General features: G+C 52.7%; 16 protein-coding genes and 2 tRNA genes. 14 read left to right on the forward strand and 4 right to left on the reverse strand.

Annotated elements, in window-relative coordinates:
• Positions 1–21 precede the first annotated feature (21 nt).
• A complete protein-coding gene (locus D9N13_RS16150) occupies positions 22–1,272 on the reverse strand; it encodes an acyl-CoA dehydrogenase family protein (RefSeq protein WP_290592169.1) in 1,251 nt (416 codons plus the stop codon).
• A gap of 164 nt (positions 1,273–1,436) precedes the next feature.
• The gene (locus D9N13_RS16155; RefSeq protein ID WP_290592171.1) at positions 1,437–2,882 is read right to left on the reverse strand and encodes a rhomboid family intramembrane serine protease; all 1,446 of its coding nucleotides are present in this window, start codon (positions 2,880–2,882) and stop codon (positions 1,437–1,439) included.
• Positions 2,883–3,251: 369 nt separating this feature from the next.
• Between D9N13_RS16155 and ihfB the strand changes: the two genes are divergently transcribed.
• From ihfB to D9N13_RS16185, 6 genes are all read left to right on the forward strand, one after another.
• Positions 3,252–3,557 carry an integration host factor subunit beta gene (ihfB, locus tag D9N13_RS16160; RefSeq protein ID WP_290593103.1) on the forward strand — a complete coding sequence of 102 codons (306 nt, stop codon included), beginning with the start codon at positions 3,252–3,254 and terminating at the stop codon, positions 3,555–3,557.
• A gap of 99 nt (positions 3,558–3,656) precedes the next feature.
• A complete protein-coding gene (locus tag D9N13_RS16165) occupies positions 3,657–3,968 on the forward strand; it encodes a hypothetical protein (protein WP_290592173.1) in 312 nt (103 codons plus the stop codon).
• Between the two features lies 1 nt (position 3,969).
• On the forward strand, positions 3,970–5,142 hold the full coding sequence (lapB, locus tag D9N13_RS16170; RefSeq protein WP_290592175.1) for a lipopolysaccharide assembly protein LapB: 1,173 nt from the start codon (positions 3,970–3,972) through the stop codon (positions 5,140–5,142).
• 40 nt (positions 5,143–5,182) lie between these two features.
• Positions 5,183–5,878 carry an orotidine-5'-phosphate decarboxylase gene (gene pyrF, locus D9N13_RS16175; RefSeq protein ID WP_290592177.1) on the forward strand — a complete coding sequence of 232 codons (696 nt, stop codon included), beginning with the start codon at positions 5,183–5,185 and terminating at the stop codon, positions 5,876–5,878.
• A gap of 59 nt (positions 5,879–5,937) precedes the next feature.
• Complete coding sequence (locus D9N13_RS16180; RefSeq protein ID WP_290592179.1) at positions 5,938–6,231, forward strand: ComEA family DNA-binding protein; 294 nt, start codon at positions 5,938–5,940, stop codon at positions 6,229–6,231.
• A 72-nt stretch (positions 6,232–6,303) separates the two neighbouring features.
• Positions 6,304–6,960 carry a phospholipid-binding protein MlaC gene (locus tag D9N13_RS16185; RefSeq protein WP_290592181.1) on the forward strand — a complete coding sequence of 219 codons (657 nt, stop codon included), beginning with the start codon at positions 6,304–6,306 and terminating at the stop codon, positions 6,958–6,960.
• Here D9N13_RS16185 and D9N13_RS16190 read toward each other — a convergent pair whose 3' ends face one another.
• Positions 6,961–7,458 carry an acyl-CoA thioesterase gene (locus D9N13_RS16190; RefSeq protein WP_290592183.1) on the reverse strand — a complete coding sequence of 166 codons (498 nt, stop codon included), beginning with the start codon at positions 7,456–7,458 and terminating at the stop codon, positions 6,961–6,963. It abuts the gene before it with no gap.
• Between the two features lie 219 nt (positions 7,459–7,677).
• Positions 7,678–7,753: transfer RNA gene (locus D9N13_RS16195), tRNA-Asn, on the reverse strand.
• A gap of 243 nt (positions 7,754–7,996) precedes the next feature.
• Here D9N13_RS16195 and D9N13_RS16200 point away from each other — a divergent pair.
• From D9N13_RS16200 to rplT, 8 genes are all read left to right on the forward strand, one after another.
• The gene (locus D9N13_RS16200) at positions 7,997–9,274 is read left to right on the forward strand and encodes an aminotransferase class I/II-fold pyridoxal phosphate-dependent enzyme (protein ID WP_290592185.1); all 1,278 of its coding nucleotides are present in this window, start codon (positions 7,997–7,999) and stop codon (positions 9,272–9,274) included.
• Between the two features lie 128 nt (positions 9,275–9,402).
• Complete coding sequence (locus tag D9N13_RS16205; protein ID WP_290592187.1) at positions 9,403–10,818, forward strand: mannose-1-phosphate guanylyltransferase/mannose-6-phosphate isomerase; 1,416 nt, start codon at positions 9,403–9,405, stop codon at positions 10,816–10,818.
• A 2-nt stretch (positions 10,819–10,820) separates the two neighbouring features.
• Positions 10,821–12,833: an excinuclease ABC subunit UvrB gene (gene uvrB, locus D9N13_RS16210; RefSeq protein WP_290592189.1), complete on the forward strand. Its 2,013-nt coding sequence runs from the start codon at positions 10,821–10,823 to the stop codon at positions 12,831–12,833.
• 12 nt (positions 12,834–12,845) lie between these two features.
• A complete protein-coding gene (locus tag D9N13_RS16215; RefSeq protein ID WP_290592191.1) occupies positions 12,846–13,853 on the forward strand; it encodes an NAD-dependent epimerase in 1,008 nt (335 codons plus the stop codon).
• A 63-nt stretch (positions 13,854–13,916) separates the two neighbouring features.
• Positions 13,917–13,993 (forward strand) — tRNA-Val (locus D9N13_RS16220).
• A 182-nt stretch (positions 13,994–14,175) separates the two neighbouring features.
• On the forward strand, positions 14,176–14,721 hold the full coding sequence (gene infC / locus D9N13_RS16225) for a translation initiation factor IF-3 (protein ID WP_290593105.1): 546 nt from the start codon (positions 14,176–14,178) through the stop codon (positions 14,719–14,721).
• Positions 14,722–14,779: 58 nt separating this feature from the next.
• Positions 14,780–14,974 carry a 50S ribosomal protein L35 gene (gene rpmI, locus D9N13_RS16230; protein ID WP_290592193.1) on the forward strand — a complete coding sequence of 65 codons (195 nt, stop codon included), beginning with the start codon at positions 14,780–14,782 and terminating at the stop codon, positions 14,972–14,974.
• Between the two features lie 30 nt (positions 14,975–15,004).
• Positions 15,005–15,364, forward strand: a complete 360-nt coding sequence (gene rplT / locus D9N13_RS16235) for a 50S ribosomal protein L20 (RefSeq protein WP_290592195.1) — start codon at positions 15,005–15,007, stop codon at positions 15,362–15,364.
• Positions 15,365–15,370 lie beyond the last annotated feature (6 nt).

The following is a 15,370-nucleotide window of genomic DNA, read 5'->3' on the forward strand; positions in this document are numbered from 1 at the left end:
TGCAGCGAAGTTTGGGAGGTACTACCCCCGCGACAACAAATCCCGGGCAATGTGGGTGATCTGGATCTCATCGGTGCCACCGTATATCTGCAGGATCTTGGCGTCACGGGCCAGTTGTTCCACCTGGTACTCCGCCATATAACCGTTTCCGCCGTGAATCTGCACCGCTTCCATGGCCACTTCCACCGCCGTCTGCGCGGCATACAGTTTCATGGCGGAAGCTTCTGCCAGGCTCATACTGCGCCCTTTGGCAACGGTCTCGATGTAGCGAAACACCAGGTTTTCCAGGTTTATCCGTGCAATCTCCATTTTTGCCAGTTTGGCCTGGATCAGCTGGAATTCTCCGATGGGTTTGCCGAATTGAACCCGTTCGTTGGCGTATTTCACACTCAGCTCCAGGCAACGTTCGGTAATCCCCAGCGCCATGGCGGCAACCCCGGAACGCTCGGCTGAAAAGGTATCCTTGACCCCGCTGCGGTAGGAAACGTCTTCACTTTCACCCAGCAGCCGATCCTTGCCGACTTTAACGTCCTGTAAAAACAGTTCACCGGTGGGGGAAGAATGAATGCCCATTTTCCGGAAAGGTTTGCTCTGGCTTAAACCCTTCATGCCGGTGTCCAGCACGAAGCTCAACACTTTTCGGTTACGGGGCTCAACACCGGGTTCATCCAGCTTGCAGATAAATACAATGGTGTCGGCGTAGGGGCCATTGGTAATAAAGGTTTTATTGCCGTTCAGTACATAGCCGCCATCCTCGGTGCGGCGACAGGTGGATTTCATACTGCCGAAGGCATCAGAACCGGAATTGGGCTCGGTGATGGCCCAGGCACCAATCTTATCCATGGTGAGGAGATCCAGCGCCCAGCGTTCTTTTTGCCCGGGGGTGCCCCGGGACATGATGGTACCGGCGGTCAGCCCCATACTGACACCCATGGCGGTTACCATGCCGGGGCAATAACGGCAAAGTTCGATGGTGGGAATCATGCGCATGGCGGTCTCTTCACCCCGCATCATCTCGGCGGTGGCCGGATCCTGCTCGTCTTTCTGGGCGGGCGGTTCGCCGGCCAGCTGGGCGCGATCTTTGGCCAGCTCGCTTTCAAACCGTTGTTTGGCCATGGCATCGATGCCAAACGTTTTCAGAAATTTACGCAGGGTGTCGTAGGGTGGGGTGTCACCGTGTTCCAGTTGATCCAGATTGGGGGCGATTTCCCGTTCAACAAATTGTCGAACCGCGGTACGCAGCATGCGTTGGGGTTCACTCCATTCGATCATGTGGGGCTCCTGTTGGGGATTATTGTTGTTTATGGCGGTGACTTGGTGGTCATTGCTTTCTCAGCTTAACCAAATCAGACCTGCCCGGACATGACCAAAAGTGCGGATTCGGGGTGGATTCCGGTCAATGGCCGATGGCGTTACATCACTGGCCATCGCCAAGGCTATGTTTGCTGCAGCGATTGCTCCAGACTGTCTGCCATATCGCGAAATTGATTGCCCTGATGGTGTTCACCCTGCTCGCTGACACCGCGAGCCAGCAGCCGCAGTACTTTCACCAGCATCGGATCGCGCATTCGTCTTTGTTGTGCTTCCCTGATCATGGATTCAACCGTGTCCCAGGCATCAATCTGGCAGAATTGCAGCATCAGCTTCAGCAGTATCTCGTCGGGCAGATTGTGCGCATTTTTCTGTTTCAGGTAGTCACAGTAGACATCGTGCAGCATGTGCATGGTGGCGGTGTCCTGCGTGGTGCGTGCCAACAAGCGGTGAGCGCATTCATGGAATGCCGGTGATTCCGGATTCAGTTTTTCCAGCAGATAGCGCTGCTCCAGTACGGCGTTTCTATCGCCGTAGTGCTCTTCCAGGGAGGTCAGTTTGCGGTTCGCTGCATCGAAGTTAAATGCCGCCAGCTGCTTGAGAAAATCATCCAGGGCTTTGCGGTAGGCTTCATCTTCATCCGGCGCCTGATCCAGATACGTTTCCTCCACCTGAATCAGGTACTTTCTTCCCGCCAGCATGAGCAGGCCTCCGGCCAACAAGCCTCCCGCATGGGCGGTATAGGCGACACCGTCAGCGCCACCCCAGATGGCGTTGATGATCTCCCAGGCCAGCCAGATGGGTAGCATGACCAGGGCAGGGGCGGTAAAGTAGCCGAAGTAAAAAATCACACTGTAAAAGAACTTGATTTTGCGCAGGCCGTAAAGTGCCGCGTACATGCCCATCACCCCTGAAATGGATCCGGATGCACCGACCAGGGGCAGGTGCCCGCCCCAGTTGAACAGGGCGAAGAACAGCCCGGCGATGACCCCACAAAACAAATAGCTCAATAGAAAATAAGTGGAGCCAATGGCCGCTTCCACAGCCACTCCGGTCAGTGCCAGAATCACCATGTTGCCGATAAGGTGCAGTGTGCTGCCGTGCATGAATTGGTAAGTAAGATAGGTTATTGGCCTGCTGTCGGCGGGAATCAGGCCCATTTTAAAGGCGCTCACATCCGCCACCATGGCATTCACTTCGCTACGGTCCGTACGCCATTGCTGGTACACGTCGGCACCCCAGAAGCGCGCATCCGTTTTGTCCATTTCTACAGTAAAAGACCGGTCAGAGAGAATGTAGTAACTGATGTACAGCGCTGCATCTTCTTCCCAGGCGGCCTCCAGCTCCAGCGCCTCGATATCCCGTTGATTCTGGTGCAGGTGGCTGATGTAGTTCGTGTATTCAAGCTGCAGCAGGCCATGATCAATGTAATACTCCGCCGCCTTGTACAGGCGCTGGTCGTCATGCCACTGCCAGGCGAAATACACCACACAACAGATCAGGATCAATGCCCCCGTGACCACCGGTGCCCGCCGCCAGTCAATGCCCCTTTCTGCCGGAATAATCAACATGCCATGGAATCCTTCTGGAAAGTTGTTGTTCTAATTAAAGCAAACTTTGAAAAAATCAGGAAAAACAGGTTTTTAGAGTGAATGGTTCTATGCTTGTACGTAAATTAACCATATATGGGTGTGACTATGCGGTCAGTTTGGCTTTGGCTAAATTATGAGCTTGCAAAGCACCAGAGTTTGCTATATTTAAAACATGAGTTACATTAATAAATACAGTTTTCTCAACGAGTTAAGCTACATTGTCCTGCTGTCTCGTAATCAGGTGCAGAAAACGTATTGCGCAACTGGCGCTTCAGGGAAACAAGTACTGCGGGAGGTACTGCGAAAATGGAAGACAACGGGACAAACGATAATCTAAGGAATTCCGTGTTGACCAAGTCAGAGCTGATTGAGCGGGTTGCTCAAAAGCAATCCCAACTGTCCCAGAAGGACGTTGAGCTGGCGGTGAAAACCATGCTTGAAGAGATGTCGCAGGCGTTGGCCACGGGAGGCAGAATCGAGATTAGGGGTTTCGGCAGTTTCTCTTTGCACTACCGGGCTCCCCGGTTGGGGCGCAATCCCAAAACCGGTGAATCGGTGGATCTTACCGGAAAGTACGTACCCCACTTCAAGCCGGGTAAGGAACTGCGGGATCGCGTTAACAGTGAAGAAGAGTCCGAAGGCCCAATGGTGTAGGTGTATTCGCTTGAATTCCCTGATAAAAACGGCATGATTACCCCCATGCCGTTTTTTTTGCGCACCTTGGGTGCGTTTCGCTGCTAAAAAGAGCACAACATGGGAAATATTGTTAAAGCCTTTCTGATCGTGATCGTGATTCTGCTGGTGTCTTTGGTGTTGGGTATGTACCAGATTCAGAACGACCACGATATCCAGGTTGATCTTATTTATTTTGCTGAGCCAATCGAGATGAGCGTTGCCCGCTTTGGTATGGCGTTCTTCTTTGGTGGAGTGCTGGTCGGAATCGGATTGTGTGTATTGATCTGTATCGTACTGGGCATCGAAGTGGCTGCGGCCCGACGTCAGAGCAGCAAGCTGGAAAAAGAATTAAAAAAGCTACGTGAGCGAACCATAAAGGAAACCACCTGATATGGTGGACTTGTTCGTCGGCATTCTACTGTTTGTCGCCATTGTCATTGGCTGGCTGCTGGGTAAAACCGAGCGCAAGAAAAGTGTTGCGGTGGAAGCAGCCGGTGGCGTGGGTAAGGAATATTATGATGGCTTGAACCTGTTATTAAACGAAAAGCAGGATGAAGCCGTTGATCTTCTGTTAAAAACGTTGGATGTGAACGGCGACACATTCGAGACCCATATCGTAATGGGCAGCCTGTATCGCCGCCGGGGTGAGGTCGATCGATCCATCCGTATTCACCAGGATTTGCTGGCGCGCTCGGATTTGACGAAAGCACAGCATGCGGCGGTCAAGCTGGAGCTGGCGCGGGATTATTTAAATGCCGGTGTGTTGGACCGGTCCGAGCGTTTGCTCAAGGAAATTGCCGAAGAGGATAACCTGAATCAGGTTCGGGCGCTGGAGTACCTACTGACCATTTACGAACAGGAGCGGGAGTGGGCACCCTGTATTGAGGTGGCGGAGAAGCTCATCAACAAGGGAAAACCCTTGCAGGTGAAGATGGCGCATTATCATTGCGAGCTGGCGGAACAGAATCTTAAAATGGGGGATTATGTGCAATCCCGGCGTGAGCTAAAGAAAGCACTGCAGGTTGACAAATATTGCGTTCGCGCCAGCATGGTTCTGGCTGAACTGGAAACCGAAGCCAACAATCCCAAGGAAGCCGTCAAGGCGTTACGCCGGGTTCTGGAGCAGGATCCCGCCTTCGTCCCTGATACCTTGCCCCTGCTGCTGGTGAATTACGAAAAGCTGGGGAACATGAATGACCTGTCCAAATACCTGTTTGAGTGCCTGGAAAAGTCGCCCGCCATCTCCATTGTGATTGAACTGTCCAACCTGGTTGCCCGTTTGGAAGGCGATCAGGCGGGTACCTATGTGTTGTCGGAATATCTGAAAAAGCGCCCTTCAGTCAAGGGGCTGGACCGGCTGATCAGTTTACAGATGGAGCGGGCAGGCGGTGAAGAAAAGGAAAACCTCGCCATCCTGCAGGCGTTTACCCAGAAACTTATTAAAGATAAACCCATCTATCGTTGCACGGATTGCGGATTTGATGGCAAAACGCTGCACTGGAAATGCCCTACCTGTAAAACCTGGGGGTCGGTCCGGCCTATCCAGGGGGTGGAAGGCGAATAACCCGGGCCGCTTGGCAATAATGTAAAACAGGAGCTGACTAATGGCATGCCAATCCGCTGTGATTGTTGCTTTGGATTTTCAATATCGTGAGCAGGCCCTGGAGGTAGCGGATCAGCTTGATCCCGGTAAATGCCGGGTCAAGGTGGGAAAAGAGCTGTTCACCCGGGAAGGCCCTGGCGTGGTGAAAGCACTGCATGAGAAAGGCTTCGATGTGTTTCTCGATCTCAAGTTTCACGACATCCCGAATACGGTGGCGCGAGCCTGTTCTGTGGCCGCGGACCTGGGGGTGTGGATGGTCAATGTGCATGCGTCCGGCGGCCGGCGCATGATGGAGGCTGCTGCTAAAGCGATAGCGCAAACCGGCACCGGCACCCAGCTGATTGCGGTGACGGTGTTGACCAGCATGGAGCGTTCAGACCTGGTTGAAGTGGGGCTGGATGTGGAACCCATACAGCATGTGCAGCGTTTGGCTGCGTTGGCGAAGGATTGTGGGTTGCATGGGGTGGTGTGTTCTGCCCAGGAGGCACCGGTTTTAAAGCCGGCACTGGGGGGCGATTTTAAACTGGTGACCCCCGGTATCCGCCCGCAGGGGAGTGAAACCGGCGATCAGCGCCGGGTTATGACACCGCCGCAGGCGGTGGCGGCGGGTGTGGATTATATGGTGATTGGACGGCCCATTGCCCAGGCGCCGAATCCCAGGCAGGCCTTGCAGGATGTGCTGTCCAGCTTGCTGTAACCGGGTTTTTTAACCCGTATGTGTCTAACTGGTAAAGGAACAATATCCAGGGATAGAACATGCGGATGGTGCGAGTCTTTGTGTTGCTTTGCGGGCTGGGAATGCTGTTGCCCTGTGCTGCGTTCTGCGCAGATAAAAACCAATACTTTATCCCCCTTCCCATCAACATCAATACCGCGGATGAGCTAACCTTATCCAGGGCTCTGGTGGGTATAGGGCCAAAAAAGGCGGCGGCCATCGTTGCATTCCGAAATCAGCATGGCCCCTTCGCCAGCCCCCGGGAATTGACCGGTGTGAAGGGGGTGGGTGAAGGAACCTTGCGCCGGAATGCCGGTCGAATCAGCGTAGAGTGACTTATTTACCTTTAACTGAGGCGGGTGACTTTCTATACTCCCCCTCCAGGTTAAACAGGATTGGAGAAAGCCGTGTATACAGTCAGTTACCCCGGTAGTGGAGTGGTCAGATCACTGGTGAGCATGATGATTGCTGTGGTGTTGGGTATGACATCAGCTTATGCAAACAGCAGCGTTGCCCCTGATCAGCTGATCAGCTCGCTGTTTGAAGTGATCAATAAGCGACTCAACGACGACCAGGAAAAGATTGCGGCGGACAAGAAGCACCTGATTACCATTGGCGACGAGGTACTTGCACCCTATGTCAGTTTCGAAACCATGGCAAAGCAGATATTGGGCAAGAACTGGCGCAAGATAACCCCGGAACAGCGGGTGCGCTACACCGAGGCTTTCCGTCAGCGGGTATCCCTGTCACTGGTGTCACAATACGATCCGTCAAAAAAGTACCTGCTTGAAGTGACCGGCTCACGCCAGAACGATAAAGGTGATCGTGCGGCGGTGAGCAGTGTGGTGACCGAAGCGAAAACCGGGGAAAAGTACAACATCAGTTACAAGCTGTATGTGGATCGCAAAACCAAAAACTGGCAGGTGTACGATATCGTGGTGGAAGGCGTCAGCGTATTGCAGAGTTTCAAAACCGCAAGCGCCGAGGACTTTAAGAATAACGGCATCGAGTACATGATCGCGCAATTGGAAAGTTCTGAAGAACCGGTTTCATCGGCTCAGTAACTATTTCATGTTTTTCAGGTTTTCCCGGGTTCTGAGGCGGGCATCCCGCCGCACCTGGGCACCGTTATAGCGTCTGATTTCAGCTTCAGATTGCGGTTCTATTTCGGCTATTTCACATGGCTTGTTGTCGGGGCCCAGGGCCACGAAGGTGAAGTAAGCCGACACGATATGCTTGCTTTCCCCCGAGAATGAGTTTTCTGCATCAACTCGAACACCAATTTCCATTGAGCTGGACCAGGTGCGATTCACAGCAGCGCTGATCAACAGTGTGTCGCCATCTTTTGCCGGGGCAACGAAATGGAAAGAGTCCACTGAAGCGGTAACACATACTTTTCCGCTGTGGCGCTCCGAAACCACCAGGGCCACCCGGTCACAAAGCGACATCACCAACCCGCCAAACACGGTGTAATGGGCATTCAGATCATTGGGGAAGACCTTGTATACGTGATGCTGGACCGAAGAAGCTGAAACGGGCTTGGGTTGTATGTCTATAGTCATGAAAAGGGGTGTCTGTGTTGAGGTTCAGGGGGCTTTCTCAAGTGCCCTGTAAAGGTACCACAGGTGCCTCTGCGAAAAATAATGTCATTGCTGAGATTGGGGTATGGGGCCGTGGGTTTCTTGCCGTGTGTTGGAGCGGTGAGGGGGGGGGGGAAGTAATACAAGCGAAACCAGCTCGGCAACAAAAAAGGAGCCATTAGGCTCCTTTTTCTTCGGGATTGGCTCCACAGGCAGGGCTCGAACCTGCGACCCAGCGGTTAACAGCCGCTTGCTCTACCAACTGAGCTACTGTGGATCAGCTCTTGAGGACGCGTATATTAAGGGCATGATTCTTATGGGTCAACCACTTTTTTCCATTTTTCTATCAGGCAGTTACCGGTAAAGTCCTGTTGTCAAAGGGATTGATGGCCAGGGTCCGTGAGGGATTTTTTACCGCCTGAAATTGCCGGGATGGTAACGTCACTCTATTGCATTAGTAATGCAACTCACTATAGTGTCGGGGTCGTAGCGTCTCACTTCAGTATGTAGGGGGTTCACCTTGTATATCGACCAAGCATCCGCCCAGGAACTTCAAGCGCAGTTGGCTGAACTGGAAAACCAGTATGCCGGATTCAAGGCAGCCAAACTCAATTTGGATCTCACGCGGGGTAAGCCCAGTGCGGCTCAACTGGATCTGTCTGATGGGCTGGATGGCATTTTATCCGGTGCCTATAAAGCAGAAGACGGCACGGATTGCAGGAATTATGGTGGCCTGGACGGAATCGCGGAAGCCAAGGCCCTGTTTTCACAGGTGTTGGGTGTAAAACCGTCGGAAACGTTGATTGGCGGTAATGCCAGTTTAACCTTGATGTTTCAAATGGTGGCGTTCGCCCACCTGTTCGGTGTGCGGGGAGCAGACAGCGCCTGGTCAAAAGAGGGCAAGGTGAAGTTTCTATGCCCGGTGCCCGGCTATGACCGCCATTTTGGAATTTGTGAAGAACTGGGTATTGAAATGATTCCGGTGGCCATGGATGACAATGGGCCTGTGATGGATGAGGTCGAGGAAAAGGTAAAGTCCGATCCGACCATAAAAGGTATCTGGTGTGTGCCGCGCTTTTCCAACCCTACCGGCATTGTTTACAGCGATGAGGTGGTGGATCGTATTGCCCGGCTGGGGAAAATAGCCGGAGCCAATTTTCGGGTGATGTGGGATAACGCCTACGCGGTTCACGCCTTGAGCCCTGATGCGCCGCAATTGGCCAATCTGATGGAGTTGGCCCGCGAGCACGGCACTGAAGATTCTGTGGTGATATTCGGTTCCACATCGAAGGTCACTTTTGCCGGGTCCGGTCTGGCTTTTATGGGTACTTCTGCGGCGAACCTCGAGTTCTTCAAGCGGCACTTGGGTATGTGTACCATCGGGCCGGACAAAGTAAACCAGTTACGTCACGTGAAGTTTTTCGGTGATTTCGACGGTCTGCTCAGTCACATGGAAAAGCACGCGGAGCTGCTCAAGCCACGCTTTGACGCTGTGCTGCAGCATTTGCAGGAAGGGTTTGCTGATTCTGATCTTGGTACCTGGACTGTGCCTCATGGCGGTTATTTTGTTTCCTTCGACGCCAGGCCCGGGCTTGCCAAGGATATCATTCGTCTGGCGTCGGAAGTGGGCGTAAAACTGACACCGGCCGGTGCCACTTTCCCCTACGGTAATGACCCGGACGACAAGAACATTCGCCTGGCACCCAGCTTCCCTTCTTTGGCGGATATCAATAAAACCATGGAAGTGTTTGTGGTGTGCGTAAAACTGTCATCCATTAGGCAAAAAATAGGGCAGTAGGTTCGCCCACTGCACAAATTTGGTTCTAAAAGAAAAGCCTGGCGCGCTGGTATACCGGGCTTTTCTTTTTTCCCGATGGGCTGTGGTATAGTCGGAAAACCTGGCTTGTTGAATAAGGATTTCTACACATGATTCCCGTAGTTTTGTCTGGTGGTAGTGGGTCCCGTTTGTGGCCTCTTTCTCGTTCTGCGTACCCCAAGCAGTTTTTACCACTGTGTTCCGGTTACTCGTTGGTTCAGGATACGGTAATGCGCCTGGCGGGGAGTGTGGCCACGGAAGCCCCGATTTTTGTCACCGCCAACGATCAACGTTTTCTGCTTGCCGATCAAGTGCAGACATTGGGTGCAGAGGGGGCCGAAATCGTTCTTGAGCCCGCCCGCCGTAATACTGCCCCGGCTATTGCCCTGGCGTGCTTCGCCGCGCAGGAGAGGGCGCCCGAATCCGTGGTGCTGGTATTGCCATCGGATCATCATATCGAGAATAAAGCAGCGTTCCAGCAGGTATTGGAGTTGGCCAACACTGCTGCGGTGAAAGGTAATCTGGTCACCTTTGGTGTGGTTCCCACCAAGCCGGAAACCGGTTACGGGTATATTAAAGCGAATAATTCCTCTGCTGATGGCTGGCTGAGTATTGATGCGTTTGTGGAAAAACCCAGCGTGGAGTTGGCCGAGCAATATCTGGAATCCGGAGATTACTATTGGAATTCCGGTATGTTTGCGTTTCGCGCCGATGTCTATCTGCAGGAGTTAAAGCAACACAACCCCGCTATTTATGACGCAGCCAAAGCATCCTGGGATGCAAGATCTGAAGATCTTGATTTCATTCGGGTGGGAGAGGAAGCCTTTGTTGCGTGCCCGGAAGATTCCATTGATTACGCGGTGATGGAAAAGACCGAGAAGGCGGTGGTGATTCCCCTGGACTCGGGATGGTCTGATGTGGGCTCCTGGCAGTCGCTCTGGGAAGTGCAGGATAAAGACGCTACCGGAAACGTGCTGGTGGGTGACGTGATCGCCCAGGATACTGAAAACACCATGGTGCACGCCAGTAACCGAATGGTGGCGTGCTTGGGTGTGAAGGACCTGGTAATTGTGGAAACAACCGATGCAGTGTTGGTGGCAGACATAAATCAGGTGCAGAAAGTTAAGGATATAGTAAAGCTGATTGAAGCCGATGGCCGCAGTGAGCACGAATTTCATCGTGAAGTTCACCGGCCCTGGGGGCGCTTCGATTCCGTTGATGCCGGCGATCGCTATCAGGTGAAGCGTATTACGGTAAAACCCGGCGCCAAGCTTTCCACCCAGATGCATCACCATCGGGCTGAGCACTGGGTGGTGGTACAGGGCACAGCCAAAGTGCAGCGGGGTGAAGATTCCCTCATGCTGACAGAAAATCAATCCGTGTATATTCCCTTGGGCGAGGTGCACTATCTGGAAAACCCCGGCAAGATCCCGCTCGAAATCATTGAGATCCAGACCGGGTCTTATTTGGGTGAAGACGATATCATTCGTTTTAATGATCAATACGGAAGGGGCACAAAAGACTAAGCGTGCGCAAGTTCAAGGTACACTCCAAATACCAGCCGGCCGGCGATCAGCCCACGGCGATTACCCAACTGGTGGAAGGTTTGGAAGATGGCTATTCCCACCAGACCTTATTGGGTGTAACCGGGTCAGGGAAGACCTTTACCATTGCCAATGTGGTGGAGCAAGTGCAACGACCCACATTGGTCATGGCTCACAACAAAACGCTGGCAGCGCAGCTGTACGGAGAATTCAAGGAATTCTTTCCCAATAATGCGGTGGAGTATTTTGTATCGTACTACGATTATTACCAGCCGGAAGCCTACGTACCGGCATCGGATACGTTTATTGAGAAAGATTCATCCATCAATGAGCATATCGAGCAGATGCGTCTGTCTGCCACCAAGGCGCTGCTGGAGCGTGAAGATGTACTGATCGTGGCAACCGTATCTTCCATTTATGGTCTGGGTGACCCGGGCAGTTACCTGAAAATGGTGTTGCACCTGGACCGCGGTGACCGGATTGATCAACGTAAAATACTGCGGCGCTTGGCCGAACTGCAGTACACCCGTAATGATCTGGAGTTTAATCGTGCCACCTACCGGGTTCGCGGTGAAGTGATTGATGTGTTTCCTGCGGAATCTGAGCGTGAAGCGTTGCGTATAGAATTGTTCGATGACGAAGTGGAAAACCTGTCGTTGTTTGATCCATTGACCGGGGAAGTGCTCCAGAAGTTACCCCGCTATACAATTTACCCGAAATCCCATTATGTAACACCGCGAGAAACTGTGCTTGATGCCATTGAAAACATCAAGCTGGAGTTGCGCGATCGGCTCGAGCATTTTACCGAAGAAGGCAAGTTGCTGGAGCATCAGCGCCTGAGTGAGCGTACCCGTTTCGATATCGAAATGATGCAGGAACTGGGCTACTGTACCGGGATTGAAAATTATTCCCGCTTCCTGTCGGGCCGGGCACCTGGTGAGCCACCACCGACGTTGTTTGAATACTTGCCGCAGAACGCATTGGTGGTGATTGATGAATCCCATGTTACCGTGCCTCAGATCGGCGGAATGTATCGTGGTGACCGTTCGCGGAAAGAAACCCTGGTGCAGTACGGGTTTCGTCTTCCCTCTGCCTTGGACAACCGGCCGCTGAAGTTTGAGGAGTGGGAGGGCCTATGCCCCCAGACTATTTTTGTCTCCGCCACACCTGGCCCCTATGAGGCAGAGCATCAGCAGGCGATCGTAGAGCAGATTGTGCGTCCCACCGGTCTGGTGGATCCCGCTATTGAGGTGCGCCCGGCCATTACCCAAGTGGAAGATCTACTGTCACAGATTCATGCCACGGTGGCGAAAGAGGAGCGGGTGCTGGTGACCACCCTCACCAAGCGCATGGCCGAGGATTTGACGGATTACCTGATGGAACACGGCGTTCGGGTGCGTTACCTGCATTCCGATATTGATACCGTTGAGCGTGTGGAAATCATACGGGATCTGCGCCTGGGTGAGTTTGATGTGTTGGTGGGCATCAACCTGCTGCGAGAAGGCCTGGACATGCCGGAGGTTTCTCTGGTCACCATTCTGGACGCCGATAAGGAGGGTTTTCTGCGCTCCGATAGGTCACTGATCCAGACCATTGGTCGTGCCGCCCGCAACCTCAATGGCAAGGCCATTTTGTATGCGGACAAGGTTACCAACTCCATGCAACGGGCCATGGATGAAACAGAGCGCCGCCGGGCCAAGCAAATTGCATATAATGAGGCCCATGGCATTACTCCGATGGGAATAAAGAAGTCCGTCGAGGATATTATGGAAGGTGCCCGGGCGCCCGGAGGAGGGCGTAAATCCGGCCGTAAAGTAGCGGACAAGAAATCAGGCTATAATCGGGATATTTCGGCCCTTGAGCCCCGTCAGGTGGGTGCTTTGATCAAGGAGCTTGAACATAAAATGTTTGAAGCCGCTAAAAACCTGGAGTTTGAAGAGGCTGCCCGGCTGCGGGATGAAGTGCAGCAGATCAAAAGCCAAGCGTTTATACAGTAGGAAATTCGTAGAATGAAAGTATTGGTCACCGGTGCTGCCGGTTTTATTGGGGCCGCTCTGGCACACCGGCTTATGGATCGTGGTGATGAAGTTGTCGGGCTCGACAACATGAACGATTATTACGATGTCAGTTTGAAAGAGGCGCGCCTGTCCAGGCTGGAGGATAGGGCCGGGTTCACATTCTATCGAAATGCGTTGGAAGAGCGGGATGTGTTGGATGCCCTGTTCAAGAAAGAACAGCCCCAGCGAGTGGTTAATATGGCGGCGCAGGCTGGCGTCCGGTATTCACTGGAGAACCCGCATGCCTACGTGGAATCCAATCTGGTTGGTTTCATGAACCTGCTGGAATCCTGCCGCCAGATGGAGGTGGAACACTTGGTGTATGCCTCCAGCAGCTCGGTGTATGGGGCCAACACCCGGATGCCGTTTTCAGTACACGACAACGTAGACCATCCGCTGTCCCTGTATGCGGCCACCAAAAAAGCCAACGAATTGATGGCCCATACCTATAGCCACCTCTACCGTTTGCCGACCACAGGCTTGCGCTTCTTTACTGTGTACGGCCCCTGGGGACGCCCTGACATGGCCTTGTTCAAATTCACCAAAGCCATTTTGGAAGGCCGGCCCATTGATGTGTTCAATTACGGGAATCATCGCCGGGATTTCACTTATATAGATGATATCGTCGAAGGCATGCTCCGCAGCCTGGATAAGGTCGCCCAACCCAACCCGGACTGGAATGGTGCCGCGCCGGATGCCGCCACCAGCCAGGCACCGTATCGCCTATACAATATAGGTAGCAATCGGCCAGTGGAATTGTTACGTTACATCGAGGTGTTGGAAGACTGTTTGGGTAAATCTGCAGAAAAGAATCTGTTGCCGATGCAGCCTGGTGACGTGCCGGATACCTATGCCGATGTGGATGCTCTTGTGTTGGATGTGGACTATCGTCCCAACATGGCAGTTGAGGAGGGGGTAAAACGCTTCGTGGAGTGGTATCGAGCCTTCTATCAGATCTGATTTTTGAAATCATGACTTGCACTTACCAGGGCGCGGTGTTATTTTTGCGCGCCTGAACATAATAGGCACGTAGCTCAGTTGGTTAGAGCACCACCTTGACATGGTGGGGGTCGTTGGTTCGAATCCGATCGTGCCTACCAATTTTCACTTAGAACATTCAATCTAAGTGGTTCTGTAGCTTGAGAATTTCCCAAAGCAGTCATAGAATCTCAAGGACAGAAATCCTGCGGGATCATTATCGCGAATTGAAGCGGAATCAAGTAACCCCGAACACTCAAAAAGGGAGCTTGGTTTTTTTATTAACGGGCTTGGAGGAAGAGCTATTAAGCAGCGTAACAGACGCCCTGTAGTACAGACGAAAAAGAACCGAACCAATGATGAGATCACCTGCCCGGAAGTGCGGTTGATCGGTGGGGACGGCGAGCAGATCGGCATAGTCACAATTGAAGAAGCCATCAGCAAAGCCGAAGAATCGGAGATGGATTTAGTTGAAATCGCTCCCGATGCTGAACCCCCCGTGTGTCGGATCATGGACTACGGAAAGCACATCTTCGAAGAGAAGAAACGCCAAGCTGAAGCCCGTAAAAAGCAGAAACAGACCCAGGTGAAGGAAATCAAGATTCGCCCGGGAACTGAAGAGGGGGACTACCAGGTCAAACTTCGCAACCTGAAGCGGTTCCTCGAAGATGGTGACAAAACCAAAATCACTCTGCGTTTCCGCGGGCGTGAGATGGCACACCAGGAGCTGGGTATGGAGATGATGAAACGCATCGAATCCGACCTGGACGAACTGGGGGCTGTTGAGCAGATGCCCAAGATGGAAGGTCGTCAGATGCATATGGTGATTGCACCGAAAAAGAAAAAGTAAACCATGTCGGTTTGCTTATTAAACTTTAAAACATTGTGAAAACAATGCGGAGCGTAAAATGCCTAAGATGAAAACAAACCGTGGGGCTGCCAAGCGTTTTAAAAAAACCGCCAACGGTTTCAAGCGTAAACAAGCCTTCAAGCGTCACATTCTGACCAAAAAGAATTCCAAGCGAATTCGTCAGTTGCGACCCAAATCCATGGTGCACAAGGCCGATGTGGCTTTGGTAGCACGTATGATGCCTTACGTGTAAGGCCCGATTAGGAATTTGGAGGTTTAAACAATGCCAAGAGTAAAACGCGGTGTAACCGCATCTCGCCGTCACAAGAAAATTCTGAAGCAGGCCAAAGGTTATTACGGTGCCCGCTCGCGCGTATTGCGTGTAGCCAAGCAAGCGGTAACCAAGGCCGGCCAATATGCGTATCGTGACCGTCGCCAGCGTAAGCGTCAGTTCCGTCAGTTGTGGATTACCCGTATCAACGCAGCTGCCCGCATGAACGGCCTGTCCTACAGCCGCTTCATCAATGGTCTGAAAAAAGCATCTGTCGAAGTGGATCGTAAGATTCTGGCCGACATCGCTGTGCACGACCAAGCGACCTTTACCGCGTTGGCAGAGAAGGCTAAGGCCAGTCTTTCCAACTAAGCGTCG

It is taken from the genome of Ketobacter sp. GenoA1 (assembly GCF_003671475.1).
In the GTDB taxonomy this organism is placed as follows: domain Bacteria; phylum Pseudomonadota; class Gammaproteobacteria; order Pseudomonadales; family Ketobacteraceae; genus Ketobacter.

What these genes read in the sequence shown, in the direction of transcription:
- D9N13_RS16150 (WP_290592169.1), bottom strand. Translation starts at nt 1,272, where the DNA reads ATGATCGAATGGAGTGAACCCCAACGCATGCTGCGTACCGCGGTTCGA.
- D9N13_RS16155 (WP_290592171.1), bottom strand. Translation starts at nt 2,882, where the DNA reads ATGTTGATTATTCCGGCAGAAAGGGGCATTGACTGGCGGCGGGCACCG.
- D9N13_RS16165 (WP_290592173.1), top strand. Translation starts at nt 3,657, where the DNA reads ATGGGAAATATTGTTAAAGCCTTTCTGATCGTGATCGTGATTCTGCTG.
- lapB (WP_290592175.1), top strand. Translation starts at nt 3,970, where the DNA reads ATGGTGGACTTGTTCGTCGGCATTCTACTGTTTGTCGCCATTGTCATT.
- pyrF (WP_290592177.1), top strand. Translation starts at nt 5,183, where the DNA reads ATGGCATGCCAATCCGCTGTGATTGTTGCTTTGGATTTTCAATATCGT.
- D9N13_RS16180 (WP_290592179.1), top strand. Translation starts at nt 5,938, where the DNA reads ATGCGGATGGTGCGAGTCTTTGTGTTGCTTTGCGGGCTGGGAATGCTG.
- D9N13_RS16190 (WP_290592183.1), bottom strand. Translation starts at nt 7,458, where the DNA reads ATGACTATAGACATACAACCCAAGCCCGTTTCAGCTTCTTCGGTCCAG.
- D9N13_RS16205 (WP_290592187.1), top strand. Translation starts at nt 9,403, where the DNA reads ATGATTCCCGTAGTTTTGTCTGGTGGTAGTGGGTCCCGTTTGTGGCCT.
- D9N13_RS16215 (WP_290592191.1), top strand. Translation starts at nt 12,846, where the DNA reads ATGAAAGTATTGGTCACCGGTGCTGCCGGTTTTATTGGGGCCGCTCTG.
- rpmI (WP_290592193.1), top strand. Translation starts at nt 14,780, where the DNA reads ATGCCTAAGATGAAAACAAACCGTGGGGCTGCCAAGCGTTTTAAAAAA.
- rplT (WP_290592195.1), top strand. Translation starts at nt 15,005, where the DNA reads ATGCCAAGAGTAAAACGCGGTGTAACCGCATCTCGCCGTCACAAGAAA.